Source organism: Streptomyces sp. NPDC050560, from assembly GCF_044457285.1.
In the GTDB taxonomy this organism is placed as follows: Bacteria; Actinomycetota; Actinomycetes; order Streptomycetales; family Streptomycetaceae; genus Streptomyces.
Window position 1 is genome coordinate 45,166 of the sequence record NZ_JBITGT010000020.1, and the last position, 16,199, is coordinate 61,364.

Sequence of the window (16,199 nt, forward strand, 5' to 3'; positions counted from 1 at the left end):
CGGCCCCTCAGGCGCCGCCCGCGCGGCCCGCCGTCGACTCCCGTACCACCAGCTCGTGCCCCGGCGAGATCCGCCGCGCCGCGGCGGGGCCGCCCGTCCCCGCCCCGGCGATCCGCTCCAGCAGGCACTCCACCGCGAGCCGCGCTATCGCGGGCTTGTCCGGCCTGACCGTGGTCAGCGACACCGGCCCGTACCGGCCCTCCTCGATGTCGTCGAACCCCACCACCGCCACGTCCCCCGGCACCGAGAGACCCCGCTCCGACAGCGTCCGCATCGCGCCCACCGCCACCATGTCGTTGTACGCGAACACCGCGTCGGGGCGCTCGCCCGAGTCGAGCAGCCGCCCCATCGCCGCGGCCCCGTCCTCCCGTCCGTACCCGTCCGTCGCCGCCACCAGCGACTGCGAGGGCCGCAGCCCGAACGCCGTCAGCTCCTCCCGCCACCCCCGCAGCCGCAGGTGCGCGGGCTGGCGCACACTGTCGTGCCGCGCGCCGAGGAACGCGATCCTGCGTCGCCCGAGGCGCAGCAGATGCCGCACGGCCGCCCGCGCCGCCGCCACGTTGTCGATCGCGATGTGGTCGTACGGGGCGTCGTACTCGCGCTCCCCGATGAGCACCATCGGCGGCCCCGTGCGGCGCGCCGCCAGGTCCTCCGCCTCCAGCCGGATCGGACTGAGGATCAGCCCGTCGATGACGTGCGACCTGAAGCCCTGTGACACCAGGATCTCCTGCTCGCGCGAGCCCACGGTGTGGTCGAGCAGCACCGTGTACTGGTGCCGCGCCGCCGCGTCGATGACATCGCCCGCGACCTCCGCGAAGTAGGGGTTGCCCAACTCCGGGATGGCCAGGGCGATGATGCCGGTGCGCCCCTTGCGCAGGTGACGGGCCGTCATGTTCGGCCGGTAGCCCAGGTCGTCGATGGCCCGCTGCACCCGCGCCCGCGTCGCGGGCGTCACATGGGGGAAGTTGTTGACGACGTTGGACACCGTCTTCACGGACACACCGGCGCGCTGAGCGACGTCCTTGAGGTTGACGCCCACGGCGCTTGTCCTCTCCTCTGCCGGACGCCCTGGCGCCGGTCGACCACCCGTGACGGCGCGGCGGCCGCCTTCCGGCATCCCGCGCCCCGGCCCCGCGCCACCCCGCCGGACTCCCGGCGAACCCCGCCAAAAAGGCGCCCCGATCGTACCGCCACCCCGGGGCGTGTCCGCAAAGTGGTGGCGTGCGGCCGCGGCGCGTACCTCCGCGGACACACCCGGGGGCGGTCTCAGCGGTCGGGGTCCGCGCCTTCCTCGAACGCGGCGGGCCGCAGTTGTGCCGCGCGGACGCGGGCGACGTCGAGCTTGGCGGAGCGGTCGAAGCGGTAGATGCCGTTCTGCTCCTGGAAGACGTCGGTGAGCTGGGTGTAGCAGTAGCCGAACATGCCGGGGTCGCCGAGCAGCACCCCCGTGAGCCCGGCGAATCGCCGGTGGAAGTCCTCCTCGTCGCGCGGGCGCTGCCCGTACCCCCAGGACACCAGCCGGTCCGCGCCGACGGCCCGCGCGTCGTCCGGGTTCCACCAGATCCCGCCGAACTCGCTACAGAAGTACGGCTGCCCCCGGTACGGCAGCGACCACACGGCATCCGACCGGCCGTCACGCGGGTTGACCAGCGGCGCGTCCTCGGCGAGCCCGGCCATCAGCCGTCGGAACTCCCGCGGGTCCTGCTCGTAGCAGTGCGAGTCGTAGATGTCGCTCTCCGGCACCCGGTGGGCGTAGCCGGACGCGTCGAGCACGGGCCGGGACGTGTCGGCCGCCTTGGTGGCGAGGAACATCGCCCGGGTGACGTCGTCGAGGACGCTGGTCCTGTCGGTCAGCTCCTGCCTGGTCTCGTTCAGCGGGCACCAGCCGACGACCGACGGATGGGAGTAGTCCCGCACCACCGCCTCCAGCCACTGGGCGACGAAGCCCGCGGTCGGCTGCTGGTTGTCGGTGCCCACCGGCCCCGTACTGGCGCCCCAGTCGCCGAACTCGCCCCACACCAGGTAGCCCAGGCGGTCCGCGTGGTGCAGGAAGCGCTCCTCGAACACCTTCTGGTGCAGCCGGGCGCCGTTGAAGCCGGCCGCCATCGACAGCTCGATGTCACGGACCAGCGCGGCGTCGTCCGGCGCGGTCATCAGCCCGTCCGGGTACCAGCCCTGGTCGAGGACGAGCCGCTGGAACACCGGCCGGCCGTTGAGTAGCACCCGCTTCCCGTCGAGGCCGACGGACCGCAGGCCCGCGGTGCACACCGCCCTGTCCACCACGCCGCCTTCGGGCCCGGTCACCTCCACCACCAGCTCGTACAGGTGCGGGTCCCGCGGCGACCACGGCCTGCGCCGCTCCTCGGGGAGCGCCAGGACGAGGCGCGGCGCGAGGTCAAGATCCGCCGTCACGGAGGACTCGGCGGCGACGCCCCCGGCGTCCCGCAGCTCGGCGCGCACCCGGTGGCCCACCCGGGGCCCGGACAGCGGGAGTTCGACGTGGAAGCACCCGGCGGCCAGATCGGGGGTGATCCGGGGCCGCTGGAGGTGCGTCTCGGCGACCGGCTCCATCCACACCGTCTGCCAGATGCCGGTGGTACGGGTGTAGACACAACTGTGGTTCTCGTAGCGCGTCGACTGCTTGCCCCTGGCCTGCGGACCGTCCGCCGAGTCCCTGGCCCGCACGACGACGACGGCGTCCTCGCCCGCCCCGGCCACCCCGCCGAGGTCGGCGCTGAACGGGGTGAACCCGCCGCTGTGCCGGGCCACTTCACGCCCGTTGACCCACACGGTGGCATCGTGGTCGACGGCCCCGAAGTGCAGCACAGGACGCCGCCCCGCCCACTCCTTCGGCACCCGCACCGTGCGCCGGTACCAGACCGCGTGGTGGAAGTCCGTGTCGCCGATCCCCGACAGCTCCGACTCGGGGCAGAACGGCACCACGATGCGCCCCTCCAACTCCGCCCCGACCAAACCGCGTTCGAGACCGCTGTCGCCAGGGTCACGGGCGAACTGCCACACCCCGTTGAGGTTGAGCCAGTTCTCGCGGACGAAGCTGGGGCGGGGGTACTCGGGCCGCGGGACCTCCGGCGCGGCAGCCGAGGCTGCGGCCGTGTGACGCACATCGGGCATGGCTTGGCAATCTCCTCGGGCCGGGGACGCAGATGCCACGGGCGGCACGGATGACACGGGTGGCACGGAACGGGACCAACGCGCCGCGAAACCATCTCAACATTTCCTTACAGCGCTGTAAATAGGTGCCGCGGCAACCCGCTCCGCACCGGCCGCGGTCACTCGTCCTTCGGTGCGGGCGCGCTCTCCCTGACCACCAGGGAGTGGTCGACGATCTCGTGGCGCCCCAGGCCGTCGTAACCGTCCACCCGCTCGATCAGCAGGTCGAGCGCGCGCCGCGCCAACTGCTCGCCGTCGGCGCGGATCGTGGTGAGGCTCGGCCACATCGACGCCGTCACCGTGCTGTCGTCCCACCCGGTGACGGCGACGTCCTCGGGCACCCGGATGCCGCGCTCGGACAGCGTGCGCAGCGCCCCGAGCGCGGCCAGGTCGTCCCGGCAGAAGACCGCGTCGGGCGCCATGCCCGCGTCCAGCGCCCCGGCGAGCGCGGCGGCGGCCGAGCGCGCGTCGGCCACGTCCCCGGTGACGACCAGGGCGGGGTCGACAGGCAGCCCGCTGGCCTCAAGCCCCTGCTGGTAGCCGACCAGCCGCAGCCTGGAGGTCGCGCCGGGGGAGGGGGCGTGGCACAGGTAGGCGATGCGGCTGCGCCCGAGCGCGGCCAGGTGCCGTACCGCCTGCGCCGCCGCCGCGATGTTGTCGATACGGACGTGGTCGACGCCCAGCGGCGCCGGGTTCTCGCCCAGCAGCACCACCGGCACGTCCCCGCGGTGCTGCGCGATCTCGGTGGACGTCAGCCACACCGGCTGGAAGAGCACCCCGTCGACGATGCCGGCCTCTTCCGCCGACAGGATCGCCCGCTCCACCTCCGGCGCCCCGCCGGACTCCTCAAGGAGCAGCCGGTAGCCGCGCTCGCCCGCGGCCCGCGAGATCACGTGGGCCAGCTCGGCGAAGTAGGGAATCCGCAGGTCGGGGAAGGCCAGGGCGAGCATCTTCGTCCGCCCCGTGGCGAGGATGCGGCCCCGTACGTTGGGGCGGTAGCCCAGCTCGTCGATCGCGCGCTGGACCCTGGCCCTGGTGCTCTCGCGCACGTGCACGTACCCGTGGACGACGTTCGAGACCGTCTTCGTCGAGACACCGGCGTACTTCGCCACATCACTCAGACGCACACTGGGCACTTCGCCTCCTCGGCTGACGTGCTCTCCACGGGGCAGAGGCAGCCCCGCCCGCCACCCGGCCGACCCTACCGGGCCCAGGCCACCGCAAAGGACGGCCGAAAACCACAGCAGGAGAGCTGGCCGCCTTCCGACTTTACAGCGCTGTATGACCTTGGACCCGTTCCCCCTGCCGCCAGGGAGCCGCCCGTACCGGCCACCGCCCGGGACTCGGGGTGAGCGACGGCCGCGGCGGCACCGTCGCCTTCAACCTCCTCGACGCGCCGGGCGGCGTGGTCGACGAACGCGTGGTCACCCGGGACAGCGCCCGCCGGGACATCTCCCCGCGCGCTGGCCGTTTCTGCAACTCGGGTGTGGGCGAGGCGTCCTGCGCCCGCGTGTCCGGCGGCCCGGTGCCGTGCCGGTGTCGGCTACGTGACCCGTGCGGCGATCGAGCGTGCGCAGTCCATCGCTTCCGTGTGCGTGGTGTCCACCTCCACGTCGTAGGACACACCCCGGTGGACCAGTTCCGCCTGGGAGGCGGCCATTCCGGGGGTCCGGTCGCCGCGTGCCACCTCGCGGTCCGCCGCCACCGCCGCGTCACATCGGACGCCGACCCACAGCACTCCCAGTCCGCTCAGGGCCTTCTCCCAGCGCCGCTGCGACCGTGTCCCGCCGAGGAAGACCTCGTCGACGACGATCCTGGCACCGGCGCGCGCCATCGCGGCGACACCCTCGATCCACGCCGCCTCCAGGGTGCGGAACCCGGCGCCGACCGTGACCTCTCCGTCGGGCGCGAACGCGATCCCGCCGTCGGACGCGCGCAGGGCCGGCGGCAGCGCCCCGACCAGCGTGTCCGTCCCGAGGGCCAGCCAGGGATCGGGCAGGACCGCCTGCACACATCTGATGATGCCGGACTTCCCCGCGCTCGACCCACCGTTGACAACGATCACCTGAGTCCTCACCGCGCCACACTAAACGCTACGGGACCACACCCGCCCCTCCGGGGGAGTAGGTGTCCCCGCCGGTCCGTACGGACGCCTTTCCCGGGGTGACTCGTTTGCCTAGGGTCCCCGCATGCAGACGGGTGACTTGGTCGGCTCCGGCCGCAGCGCGGACGTGTTCGCCATCGACGACGAGTGGGTCCTTCGCCGGTACCGCGACGGGGGCGACGCCACCGCCGAGGCCGCCGTGATGGCGTATCTCGCGGAGCACGGGTATCCGGTGCCCCGCCTGCGAAGTCCGCAGAGCACAGGACACGGCACGGCGCCGCGCACCGACCTGGTGATGCGGCGGCTGCGCGGCCCGTCCATGCTCCGGGCGCTGGCCGACGGCACGATCACGGCCGAGGAGACGGGCGCGGAGCTTGCCGGACTGCTCCACCGCCTGCACGCAGTTCCCGCGCGGGCCTGCGCCGACCCCGCCGACCGGGTCCTCCACCTCGACCTGCACCCGGACAACGTGATGCGCACCCCGGAAGGGCCCGTGGTGATCGACTGGCGCAACACCGAGGAGGGCCCACCCGGACTGGATCGCGCGATGTCGGCGCTGATCCTGGCGCAGGTCGCCGTCGGCGACACGGCCCTGGCGGCCCAGTCCCGGGCGGTACTCGCCTCACTCCTCACCCACCTCGCCCCCTCGACCGCCCTCGACGACACCGACTCCGCAAGCCTCACGGAAGCGAGGAGGAGGCGCGCGGCCGACCCGTCGATGAGCGGGAGCGAGACACATCTCCTCGATAGGGCCGTGGAGTTGGTACGTGAGCTGACACCCGCCCGGCCCTGAGCGACGGAGTGTGTGTCGTCCCCGGGCGGCCCGGGGGAGGGCGGGGGTGTCGAGCAGGTGCGGGGGCGCGCTAGGGTGCGGGGAGCGTCGCGTGTCGGTGGCAGACCGTGTCAGACATGGAGGCGCCGGATCGAAGGAGGCCGACGATGTACTCGTCGTACCCTTCGTTCTCGCGTGACTGAGCGCGAGACGACCAGGCTTGTTGCCTGGAGCCATGAACTGCGCAAGGTGCACAGGCAGTTGCGGGACGCGCTGTCGGTGACCCGGGCTTCCCTTGCCGATGGCACCCCCGGTGTGACGGCCACCCGTGAACTGCTGCTGTACTGCCACGGTTTCTGCGCGGCTCTCGACGGTCACCACCGGGGCGAGGAGCACACCCTGTTCCCGGCCGTCGAGGCAGCACACCCCGAACTGGGACCGGTGCTCCGCGCCCTGCGGCAGGACCACTCGATGATCGCGCATCTGCTGGGCAGTCTGCGTGCCGCCGTCGAACGGGCCGCACCGCCGGACGAGTTGGACGGCCACCTCGACGGCATCGCCGCGATCATGGAGAGCCACTTCCGCTACGAGGAGCGCCAACTGCTCACCGTACTCGACACCCTTGAGCTGGCGGCCGCCCCCGAGGAGGTGCTCGGCCCGCTGTGATCCGGACGAAACCTAGTCGCCTGCCGCCCCGGTCACCAGACGGGCGATCTCGGCGACCACGAGGCCGGGGTCGGTGAGGGGGACGTAGTGGCCCGAGCCGGGGGCGACCACGTGGCGTCCGCCGGGTGAGGCGGCGGCGCGCTCGGCATGCGCGGCGTTGGCGGCGCTCCGTACCCGCTTGTTCATGCCCGCGCCCGTCCTGGCGCCGGAGACCACCGTCACCGGTATGTCCCCGAGCGGGGGAGGGGTGGCACGGAAGGCTTTCAGGTCGTCGAGGTAGGTACGGCACTGTTCGATCTGGGTGCGCACCAGACCGGTGGTGAACCCCTCGGCGGCGAGGTCGCCGCGCACGTCGTCCGCGGGCATCGCACGCAGCAGCCCCCGGTAGAGCGGCCTGAGCAGACCGACCCGCGCGAGCGCCAGATTGACTCGCAGCACGACCTTCTCGCCGACGCGGAACGTGCGGCCGAACAGCAGCCCGGTGGCCTCGTCGGTGGGATCGACCAGCACCAGCCCGGCGACGAGTTCGGGCCGTAGCGACGCGGCCAGGCGTACGACCGGTCCGCCCGCGCTGTGCCCCACCAGCACGAACCGGCCCGACCCGGCGGCGACATGGTCGAGCAGGTCGGCGAGGTCCTGCGCCATGCGGGCCATGGTGCGGCCCCGCGGGTCGGGGTCGCTGCGTCCCAGGCCCGCACGGTCGTAGACGACGGCCCGCGCATACCTCGCCGTCGGCGGCTGCACCCGCGCCCATGAGGAGCGGGTCGCCCCCGACCCGGCCTCGAACACCACCGTCGGCGCACCGTCGGGCGAGTCCTCGGGGCCGGGCAGCACCTGCGCGAACAGCCGTCGGCCGTCCGGCAGGACGACCCACTCCCGCTCGCCCTGCGTGTGCCCCGCCGCGCCGGGCGCACCGTCCGGCCGGGTGGCTGCCGCGGTGGCGGTGAGCCGCGCGATCGAGTAGGGGCGTGAGCCGCGTGTGAGGAGGCGGAACGCGCTCGCGGCCGCCCTGTGCGCGGCGGAGATGCGCTCCATCACCTCGTACTCGGCGTCCAGCGACCAGCCGGGGGCCTTGGCCGCGAACTCCCGCCCGTTGCGCGCGCCGGAGCGGAACTGCGCGCCGGTGGCCCTGACGATGGGGTGTCTGCCGGACAGCGCGATCTTCGGGTGGAAGTAGTCGGCCACCAGCTCGGTACCGGGTCCGAACCGGTCATATGCGCCGCCGAGGAAACCCGCCAGCCCCGGTTCGTCGAAGTACATCACCACGCCCTCGGCCAGGACCAGGACCGGCCGCCCGCCCGCCTCGATGCCGTCGGCCCAGGACCGGTCGGCCAGGGAGGCGGGGACCAGGGTGGTCGCGTCGTCGGGCATCGCACGCCGCCGCAACTCGATCACCTCGGGAACGTCCACCCCCACCCACTCCACCGTGTCCGCGACCGGGTCCCCCGGCGCGGCGGTGAGCCGCCGGCGCCGGGTGCACAGGCCGATGCCCGCGCTCACGACCAGCGCGTCCGGGTGGCGCCGGCAGAACTCGCGGGTCAGCCCGTCGAAGATGACGGTGCGCCACACCGACCCGCCGCCGTTGCCGCGATCGCGCAGGATGCCGGGCAACGAGGTGCCCGCGGCGACGGCCCGCGCCTCGGCCTCCGCCAGCAACGCCGCGGCGGCCGGGTCGTGCAGCCCCGCCTCGGGCGCCAGCTCGTCGGCGTGCGCCCGGGCGTACAGCGGTGTGTACAACGTGGCGGCCACCGCGTCCAGTGCTCCCTGCGCCATCGGAGTCGTCCTTCCGCCGTGCGTGGTGTCGGGCCGGAACACGCGTCGACCGCGGCCCGGTGTCACTTGGCCAGTGCTTCCTTGATGTCGTCGAGGATGATCTGCGCGGAGAGCGGGCCCCCGGCGCTGTTCCACGCCGAGCCCTGGACCACCACGACGTGCTTGTCCCGCTCCGCCTTCAGCCTGCCGAAGTTGGTGACCTTCTCGGCCTCGGCGTACGCCTTCTCGCCCTCGGCCTCGGTGCCGAGCGTGCCGAAGAACATCCAGTCGCCGTCGATGGTGTCGAGCTTCTCCAGCGACACCGGCTCGCTGTGGCCGACGCTCGCGCCCTGCTGGTCCTTGGGCCGGTCCATGCCGAGCGCCTTCAGCGTCGCGCCGACGACGCCGTCGCCCTTGCCGACGACGGACGGCGCGCCGTCCTGCCAGCGGATGACGGAGACCGACTTGCCCTCGTTGCCGCCGAGCCGGCCCTTCACGTCCGCGACCCGGGAGTCGAAGTCCTTGAGCCACTTCCCGGCCTCCGGCTTCTTGTTGAGGGCGTCGGCAGTGGCGGTGAACGCCGTCTTCCAGTTCTCGTTCTGCTTCGAGGTGAAGACGGTCGGCGCTATCTCCTGAAGCTTCCCGATGGTCTTCTGGGCGCCGACCGAGGCATCGACCAGGATCAGGTCGGGCCGCAGCGCCGCGACCTTCTCCATGTCGGCCTCCGCGACGGTCGCGACGACCTGTGCCTTGGACGCCTTGTCGGCGAGATAGGTGGAGGGGCCGCTCTGGCCGCGTCCCGCCGTCGTGCCGACCGGCTCAAGACCGAGGGCGAGGGCGGTGTCCGTGGTGGACTCGCTGAGCGTGACGACTCTCTTCGGGGCGGTGGGGACCTTGACCTTGCGTCCCTGCGCGTCGGTGATCTGCCGCGCCGCCGCGGCGGCCGCCTTCGCGTCGCCCCCGTCACCGCCGTCGTCGCCGCAGCCGCTCAGCAGCAGGGGACCGGTCACGGCGACGACGGCCATCAGGACAAGGCGGCGTGCGGAAGCATGGGAGGGCATGTGCGTGGTGCTCCTTGGGGCAACGGACCCGGAAAACGGGGAACGACGAAGAAACGGGGAGAAGCAGGGGAGAGGCGGAGGTGGGGCGGGAGGACCTGGGCGGGGGCGGGACCTGCGGCCCGATCCGGCCGCAGCGCGTCTCGCCGTCACGGAGCACGCGAGCGCGAACGCACCCGCCGTCACCGCGGTGTCCCACCACCCGAAGCAGCGTATTTTTAGGTTAGCCTAACCTAACCGTATGCTCAGAGGAAACCTCATCCGCCGCACAGCCGGGCCCCGGCCTCCGGCCGACAGCCGCAGCCGCCCCCCGTACGCCGCGGGCCTGTTGCTCGGCCTCGTCCTGCTGGCCGCGGCGGTCACGCTGTCGCTTGCCGTGGGCGCCGAGCGCATCCCGCTCGGCGACGTCTGGTCGGCACTCTTCCACCCCACGGGAACCAGGTACGACGACATCGTGCGCGAACTGCGGCTGCCGAGGACCCTCATCGGCATCGCGGTCGGAGCTGCGCTCGGCCTCGCGGGCTGTGTGATGCAGACACTGACCCGCAACCCGCTCGCCGACCCCGGCCTGCTCGGGGTGAACGCGGGCGCGTCCGCGGCGGTCGTCACCGCCATCAGCGTGTTCGGCATCACCTCGTTCAACGGCTACCTGTGGTTCGCGCTGGCGGGCTCCGCCGTCGCCGCCGCAGCCGTCAACGCGCTCGGCGGCGCCCGCTCGGCCACCCCGGTACGGCTCGCGCTCGCCGGGACCGCCGTCAACGCGGCCCTGTTCGGCTACGTCAACGGGCTGAACCTCTGGAACCTGAGCACCCTCGACTCCATGCGGTACTGGTCGGTCGGCACCCTCGCCAAACGCCGCCCCGAACTCCTGCTCACCGTGGCCCCGCTGCTGATCGCGGGCGCCCTCCTCGCCTGCGCCCTCGCCCGCCCGCTGGGCGCCCTCGCCCTCGGGGAGGACCGCGCCCGCGCCCTCGGGACCTCCGTGCGGCGCACCCGGGTCCTGTCCATCGTCGCCATCACCCTGCTGTGCGGCAGCGCGACCGCCGTGTGCGGGCCCATCGGCTTCGTCGGCCTGATGATCCCGCACGCGGTCCGCGCGTTCACCGGACCCGACCCGGGCCGCCTGCTGCCCTGCTGCGCCCTGTTCGCCCCCGTGCTGCTGCTCGTCTCCGACGTGATCGGCCGCGTCGTGGTCGCACCGTCCGAGATCGAGGTCGACATCGTCACCTCGTTCCTCGGCGGCCTGCTCTTCATCTACCTCGTGCGGCAGCGGAAGGTGGCCCAACTGTGACCGGCACCCTGGAGGAACAGCACGTCCCGCGCGCCGAGTGGCGCCACGGACGCCTGCGCGCGGGCCGCTGGTCGGTGCGCTTCGCCCCCCGCGCCGTCCTCGTCTGCCTCGCCCTGGCCGTGGCCACCGCCTGCGTGGTGGTGCTCTCCCTCGGCACGGGCACGTACGCGCTCTCCCCCCTCGAAGTCCTGGACACCCTCGCCGGGAGCGGCCCCCCTGGCGCCGACTTCATCGTGCGCGACCTGCGCCTGCCCCGCGCCCTGGTCGCCGTCCTCGTCGGCTTCGGCACCGGCATGGCGGGCGCGGTCTTCCAGTCGCTGACCCGCAACCCGCTGGGCAGCCCGGACATCATCGGCTTCGGCAGCGGCGCCTCGGCGGGCGCGCTCGTCGCGGTCGTCTTCCTCGACCTGGGCACGGCGCAGACCGCGCTCGGCGCGGTCCTCGGCGGCTTCGCGACCGCCGCCGCCGTCTACGCGCTGGCGTGGCGGCGCGGCGTGCACGGCTACCGCCTCGTCCTCGTCGGCATCGGCGCGTCCGCGGTCCTCGGGGCGCTCACGAGCTTCCTGTACGTGCGCGCCGACATCGGCAAGGCCGCACAGGCCGCGACCTGGATGATCGGCTCGCTCAACGCCCGCGACTGGGGCGAGGTGAGCGTCGCCGCGCTCGGCCTGGCCGCCCTCGCCCCCGTGGTCCTGGTGTACGGGCGCCGGCTGACCCTGCTCGAAATGGGCGACGACGCCGCGGGCGCCCTCGGGGTGCGCCCCGAGCACAGCCGCCTCGTGCTGCTGAGCGCCGGTACCGGGCTGACCGCGATGGGCGTGGCCGCCGCGGGCCCGATCCCGTTCCTCGCGATGGCGGCGCCCCAACTGGCGCGCCGCCTCACGCGCACGGCGGGACCCAACGTCCTGCCCGCCGCGTGGATGGGCGCGCTGCTGGTGTCGGGGGCCGACCTGCTCACCCAGCGCGTGACCGGCTCCGCCCTGATGCCGGTGGGCGTGGTCATGGGGGTGGGCGGCGGCCTGTACCTCGCGTGGCTGCTGTGGCAGGAGCGCAGGGCACACCGCCTCTGACACCCCGTGGCCGACGACCGGTCCTGCGCGGGACCCGCACGGGCGCCCGCCGGACCGGCCGCGCCCTCAGGCCCGCGCCCCGGCGGCCTCCCCCGGGCAGCCGGGCGATGGCCGCCGCCGCGCCCACCGCCTCGGCCGCCGCCGCGACCTCCGCGCCGCTCGCGTCGGGACGCCCGTAGCGGATGTTCTCCGCGATGTCGCCCTCGAACAGATGGGCCTCCTGCGGGACGAAGCCCACGAGACCGGCCTGCGCGACCCGCCGCGTGAACGCCCCGGCGCTGGCCACCACGACCTCGTGCCCCTCCGTACGCAGGGCCTGCGTACGGAGACAGCATCGGCTACAGCAGCCCGTACAGCGGCGGTCCTGCCACCAGTACGCGCATCGGTAGCTCCCGCCAGTTAAGTTAGGCTTGCCTAACTTTGTATCGCAGGTTTCTATCCGGGGAGCGAGACACCATGGGCGACGCCACAGCAGCGCCGGACATCGAAAGTCCGCGGCTACGGCGGCTGTTGGACGAGGTGGGAGCGCAGGGGGCCCGAGCGGTGGAGGGCTTCTGGAAGGAGGCGGCCGACAGCGGCACCCCCCTCGTCGAACCGGTCCCGGGGTCCCCGGAGGAGCGCCTGGTCACCGTGGTGTGGCGCGAGACCTCATGGACGGGCAGCGGCGGCCCCGCGCCGCTGGCGGGGGTCTACGCGCTGCTCAACCGCGTCACCGACAAGCACCTCGCACCCCGGGGGATGATGCGCCGCATGGCGGGCACCGACCTCTGGTATGTCAGCCTGCGACTGCCCACGGGCCTGCGGTGCAGCTACCGCATCCACCCCTTCGGACCCGACGACCCGCACCTGACACCGCGGGGCCCCCGGGGCGGCTCCGCGCGCGGGCTGCCCGACGACCGTGCCGACCCCCTCAACACCCGGGCGGCGAGCCCCTTCGGATCGATGATCGAACTCGACGGCGCCCCGTCCCTGGCCGAATGGCTCACCGCGCCCCGCGGCGCCCCCGGGGGCCGCACCGACGCCTTCGACTTCAGGACCGCGGACGGCACCACCCACCGCGCACGGCGCTTCGTCCCCGACGCCGCACCCGGGACGCGGATGGGGCTGCTCGTCCTGCTCGACGGGGACAAGTGGTTCGACCGGTACGGCGTCACCGCCGCCGTCACCGCCGCGACCCGGTCGGGCAGGCTCCCGCCCACGGCCGTCCTCGGCATCGAGGCGCCCGCGGACGTCGCCGGGCGGATGCGCCAACTCGGCGCCAACCCCCGCTTCGTCGACACCCTCGCCGACGAGGTCCTGCCCGCCGTGACGGCCGGCATCCCCGGCTGGGCGGGAACCCACCGCACCGTCCTGTGCGGACAGAGCCTCGGCGGCCTCACCGCACTCACCGCGGCCCTGCGCAGGCCGGCCGCCTTCGGCACCGTGCTCGCCCAGTCGCCCTCCACCTGGTGGCGCCCCGGCATGACCTCCCGGCCGGCGCAGCTCCTGGCCGACGGCGACACCTGGCTGTACGAGCAGTTCGCGGCGGCACCGGTCGCCGACACGCGCATCCACATCGACGTCGGCTCCCACGAGGGCCCGATGCGCGACGACTCGCGCAGGCTGCACATCCTGCTGACGGCCCGGGGGTTCCACGCCTCCCTCGACGTGTACCGCGGCGGCCACGACCACTGCTGCTGGGCGGCGGCCCTCATCGAGGGCGTCGCCCACGCACACCAGGGGGCAGGCACGACGGCGGTGTGACGTGCCTCAGAGGCCGCCGACGTCCGTACGACGGCGGTCGGGCTTGAACGGGAGCGCGGCGACGGTGGCCCTGACGGTGCGCTGCGGGGTGCCCCGCCTGCCCCAGGTCACGTCGACCGGTGTGCCGGGGGCGGCGTGTTCGCGGGCGATGACACAGAGGGAGACGGTGGCCCGCAGGGTGGGGCTGAGGGTGCGGCCGGTCGCGATGCCGACCGGCTCGCCCGCGGCGGTGACCTGGTCGAAGTGCGGGCCAGGGGCGCGGGGGACCTCCATCTGGTCGGGGATGTCGCCCGCGCCGGTGAGCGAGGTGAGGATCTCGGCGACGTCGCCCGCGTTCCACACCAGGCCGACCAGCACGCGGCTCGGCCCGCCCCGCGCGTACTGCGCCGCGAGGGCGTCACGACCGGTGAACTCGCGCTCGGGCACGCCCCCGCGAAAGCCCCAGCCGAGTTCGCCCGGGGTGCGGAAGTAGTCGGCGACGCCACCGGCCGGGACGAAGCTGCCGCCGGGGGTGCCGCGCCGGAACTGGCGCGGTGCTCCGGGGGTCAGCAGGGCCGAGGGCAGGTAGTCGAGCCCGTTGGTGGCGATGCCGGCCTCGATGTGCTGGACCGGCTGGGAGCGGAAACCGAGCTGCCGGATGCCGAACTCCTCGCCCGCGGCGAGGACGGCCGACCAGACCGCCCCGGCGTCGTCTGCGCCCCCGTGGACCTCGTAGCCGAGTTCGCCCGAGATGCCGGTGCGCAGGACGTCGACGGGGACGCCGCCCAGGTCGGCGCGGCGGCCGCGGCCGAAGCCGAGGTCGCGGAGGCTCCCGCCGGTGGCCTTCTCCAGGGTGGGCAGGGAGGCGGGGCCCTGGACGCCGAAGAGGAAGCGCTCCGGGCTGATGTCGGTGACCTCGGCGTCCCAGTCGCCGAGCGAGAACCGCCACAGCAGCCAGTCGCAACTGCCCGCCGTGTAGACGAACTCCCGCTCGCCGCCGCGGATGAGGACCCCCTCGGAGGCGACGTACCCGTCGTCGTCGAGCTGGACGTGGTGCCTGACGTGTCCGATGCCGAAGCGGGAGAGGCCCCGCATGCCCAGCCGGTCGAGGAAGGGCAGCGCCTGCGGCCCGCGCACCCTGACCTTGTGCAGGGAGGTCCAGTCGCCGATGTAGCAGGACCTGACGTGGGCGGTGGCCTCCTCGACCCAGCCGGTGTACTCGAGCGGCAGCAGGATCTGCGCGAAGCGGCCGTAGGCGCCCCGGGTGTTCAGGGCGTCCTGGGCGGCGGCGGCCGGGCTGAACAGCGCGGGCCGCTCGGTCAGGAACGGCGCGTCCGCACCGCTTGCCGCAAGGGCCTCGTATGCACGGCGCTGCCTGTCGGCGATGCTCACGGTCGACTCCACTCCAGAGGCGGTGGGCCCCGCGGCAGGCGTCGGAGAGCCCGTACCGGCGCGGCGGGAACCCGGGTCCTGCGGCGCGGATCGGGGCGCCAGGGGCTCGCCGCAAGTCTCCTTCCGGCGAGGCGGAACTCCAACGGAACCGGCCGTATCCGTCAGGGAACTTCCACCGGCACCGCCGCATCGGTGAAGATGCCTCCATGCCGGATGACCTGGACCGGAAAATCATCCACGCTCTGCGCTGCGCCCCGCGCGCCCCCTTCCGCCGCATCGGCGACGTCCTCGGGGTGTCCGAGCAGACCGTCGCGCGGCGCTACGGCGCCCTGCGCCGGGACGGTGTGCTGCGCGTGGTCGGTGTGGCGAGCCCGGCCGTGCACGGCAGGGCCGAGTGGGTCGCGCGCCTGCGCTGCCGCCCCGACCGCGTCGGCCCCCTCGCCGACGCGCTCGTGCGCAGGCCCGAGATCGCCTACGCCAACATCGCCTCCGGCGGCTCGGAGATCATCTGCATCATCCGCTCGCCCGGGGGCGCCGAGCGCGACGACGTCCTGCTGAGCCGGCTCCCCAGGGCGGCCCCCGTCCTCGACGTCAGCGTCGACCTGCTCATCCACTCCTTCGGCGCCCCGGGCACCGCGGGCTGGACCGGCCACCGCGCCTCCCTCACCCCCTCCCAGGTGGCGCGGCTGACGGCGGAGCGGACCGCCCCCGTCGGCCCCCTCATCACACCGGCGGCCGAGGACGGGCCGCTCCTCGCCGCCCTCGCCGAGGACGGCAGAGCCTCGCACACCCGGCTCGCCGGGGCCACCGGCTGGTCCACGCGGCGCGTCGCCCGCAGGCTCGGTGCGCTGGAGAGCGCGGGCACCCTCGGCTACGACGTCGACGCGCTCCCCGAGCGCCTCGGCTACGAGCTGAACGCGACGCTCTGGGTCCAGGTCGAACCGGCCCGGCTGCGGCGCATCGGCGAGGAGATCAGCCGGCACGACGAGTGCGCCTACGCCGGGGCCATGAGCGGCCGCCACAACATCATGGCCGTGATCGTCGCCAGGGACGGCGCCGACTTCTACCGCTACCTGGCCGACCGCCTCGCCCACGTCGACGGCGTCAGGGGATACGAGGTCAGCATCCGGGTCCGCCGCCTCAAACAGGCCGCGTCCCTCGTCCGCAACGGCCGCCTCGTCCACCCCGCCCACCTCTGAGA

The 16,199-nt window shown here is 73.7% G+C and carries 13 protein-coding genes; 6 read left to right on the top strand and 7 right to left on the bottom strand.

The window, feature by feature from the left end; genetic code table 11:
• Nucleotides 1-7 precede the first annotated feature (7 nt).
• From ACIBIW_RS33230 to cpt, 4 genes are all read right to left on the bottom strand, one after another.
• On the bottom strand, nt 8-1,039 hold the full coding sequence (locus ACIBIW_RS33230) for a LacI family DNA-binding transcriptional regulator (RefSeq protein ID WP_399341683.1): 1,032 nt from the start codon (nt 1,037-1,039) through the stop codon (nt 8-10).
• A gap of 227 nt (nt 1,040-1,266) precedes the next feature.
• Nucleotides 1,267-3,132, bottom strand: a complete 1,866-nt coding sequence (locus ACIBIW_RS33235) for a glycoside hydrolase family 2 protein (RefSeq protein ID WP_399341685.1) — start codon at nt 3,130-3,132, stop codon at nt 1,267-1,269.
• A gap of 158 nt (nt 3,133-3,290) precedes the next feature.
• A complete protein-coding gene (locus ACIBIW_RS33240) occupies nt 3,291-4,307 on the bottom strand; it encodes a LacI family DNA-binding transcriptional regulator (RefSeq protein WP_399341687.1) in 1,017 nt (338 codons plus the stop codon).
• 407 nt (nt 4,308-4,714) lie between these two features.
• Complete coding sequence (gene cpt, locus ACIBIW_RS33245) at nt 4,715-5,248, bottom strand: chloramphenicol phosphotransferase CPT (RefSeq protein WP_399341689.1); 534 nt, start codon at nt 5,246-5,248, stop codon at nt 4,715-4,717.
• Between the two features lie 112 nt (nt 5,249-5,360).
• On the opposite strand from cpt, the gene ACIBIW_RS33250 reads away from it, so the two are divergent.
• Together ACIBIW_RS33250 and ACIBIW_RS33255 are read left to right on the top strand one after the other, a co-directional pair.
• Nucleotides 5,361-6,068 carry a phosphotransferase gene (locus ACIBIW_RS33250; RefSeq protein ID WP_399341690.1) on the top strand — a complete coding sequence of 236 codons (708 nt, stop codon included), beginning with the start codon at nt 5,361-5,363 and terminating at the stop codon, nt 6,066-6,068.
• A 174-nt stretch (nt 6,069-6,242) separates the two neighbouring features.
• Complete coding sequence (locus tag ACIBIW_RS33255) at nt 6,243-6,713, top strand: hemerythrin domain-containing protein (protein ID WP_399341692.1); 471 nt, start codon at nt 6,243-6,245, stop codon at nt 6,711-6,713.
• Between the two features lie 12 nt (nt 6,714-6,725).
• Here ACIBIW_RS33255 and ACIBIW_RS33260 read toward each other — a convergent pair whose 3' ends face one another.
• Both ACIBIW_RS33260 and ACIBIW_RS33265 read right to left on the bottom strand, forming a co-directional pair.
• Nucleotides 6,726-8,486 (bottom strand): alpha/beta fold hydrolase, encoded by a 1,761-nt coding sequence (locus tag ACIBIW_RS33260; RefSeq protein ID WP_399341694.1) that lies wholly within the window; start codon nt 8,484-8,486, stop codon nt 6,726-6,728.
• A 62-nt stretch (nt 8,487-8,548) separates the two neighbouring features.
• Nucleotides 8,549-9,526 (bottom strand): ABC transporter substrate-binding protein, encoded by a 978-nt coding sequence (locus ACIBIW_RS33265; RefSeq protein ID WP_399341696.1) that lies wholly within the window; start codon nt 9,524-9,526, stop codon nt 8,549-8,551.
• Between the two features lie 238 nt (nt 9,527-9,764).
• Between ACIBIW_RS33265 and ACIBIW_RS33270 the strand changes: the two genes are divergently transcribed.
• From ACIBIW_RS33270 to ACIBIW_RS33280, 3 genes are all read left to right on the top strand, one after another.
• Nucleotides 9,765-10,814 carry a FecCD family ABC transporter permease gene (locus ACIBIW_RS33270; RefSeq protein WP_399341697.1) on the top strand — a complete coding sequence of 350 codons (1,050 nt, stop codon included), beginning with the start codon at nt 9,765-9,767 and terminating at the stop codon, nt 10,812-10,814.
• Entirely contained in the window at nt 10,811-11,884 is a 1,074-nt protein-coding gene (locus ACIBIW_RS33275) for a FecCD family ABC transporter permease (protein WP_399341699.1), read from the top strand. Before ACIBIW_RS33270 ends, ACIBIW_RS33275 begins: the two co-directional genes overlap by 4 nt.
• Nucleotides 11,885-12,340: 456 nt before the next feature.
• Nucleotides 12,341-13,627, top strand: a complete 1,287-nt coding sequence (locus ACIBIW_RS33280; protein WP_399341700.1) for an alpha/beta hydrolase-fold protein — start codon at nt 12,341-12,343, stop codon at nt 13,625-13,627.
• A gap of 6 nt (nt 13,628-13,633) precedes the next feature.
• Here the strand turns inward: ACIBIW_RS33280 and ACIBIW_RS33285 are convergent, their stop codons facing one another.
• Complete coding sequence (locus ACIBIW_RS33285) at nt 13,634-14,998, bottom strand: glycine cleavage T C-terminal barrel domain-containing protein (RefSeq protein ID WP_399341702.1); 1,365 nt, start codon at nt 14,996-14,998, stop codon at nt 13,634-13,636.
• Nucleotides 14,999-15,204: 206 nt separating this feature from the next.
• On the opposite strand from ACIBIW_RS33285, the gene ACIBIW_RS33290 reads away from it, so the two are divergent.
• Nucleotides 15,205-16,197, top strand: a complete 993-nt coding sequence (locus ACIBIW_RS33290) for an Lrp/AsnC family transcriptional regulator (protein WP_399341704.1) — start codon at nt 15,205-15,207, stop codon at nt 16,195-16,197.
• Nucleotides 16,198-16,199: the final 2 nt, after the last annotated feature.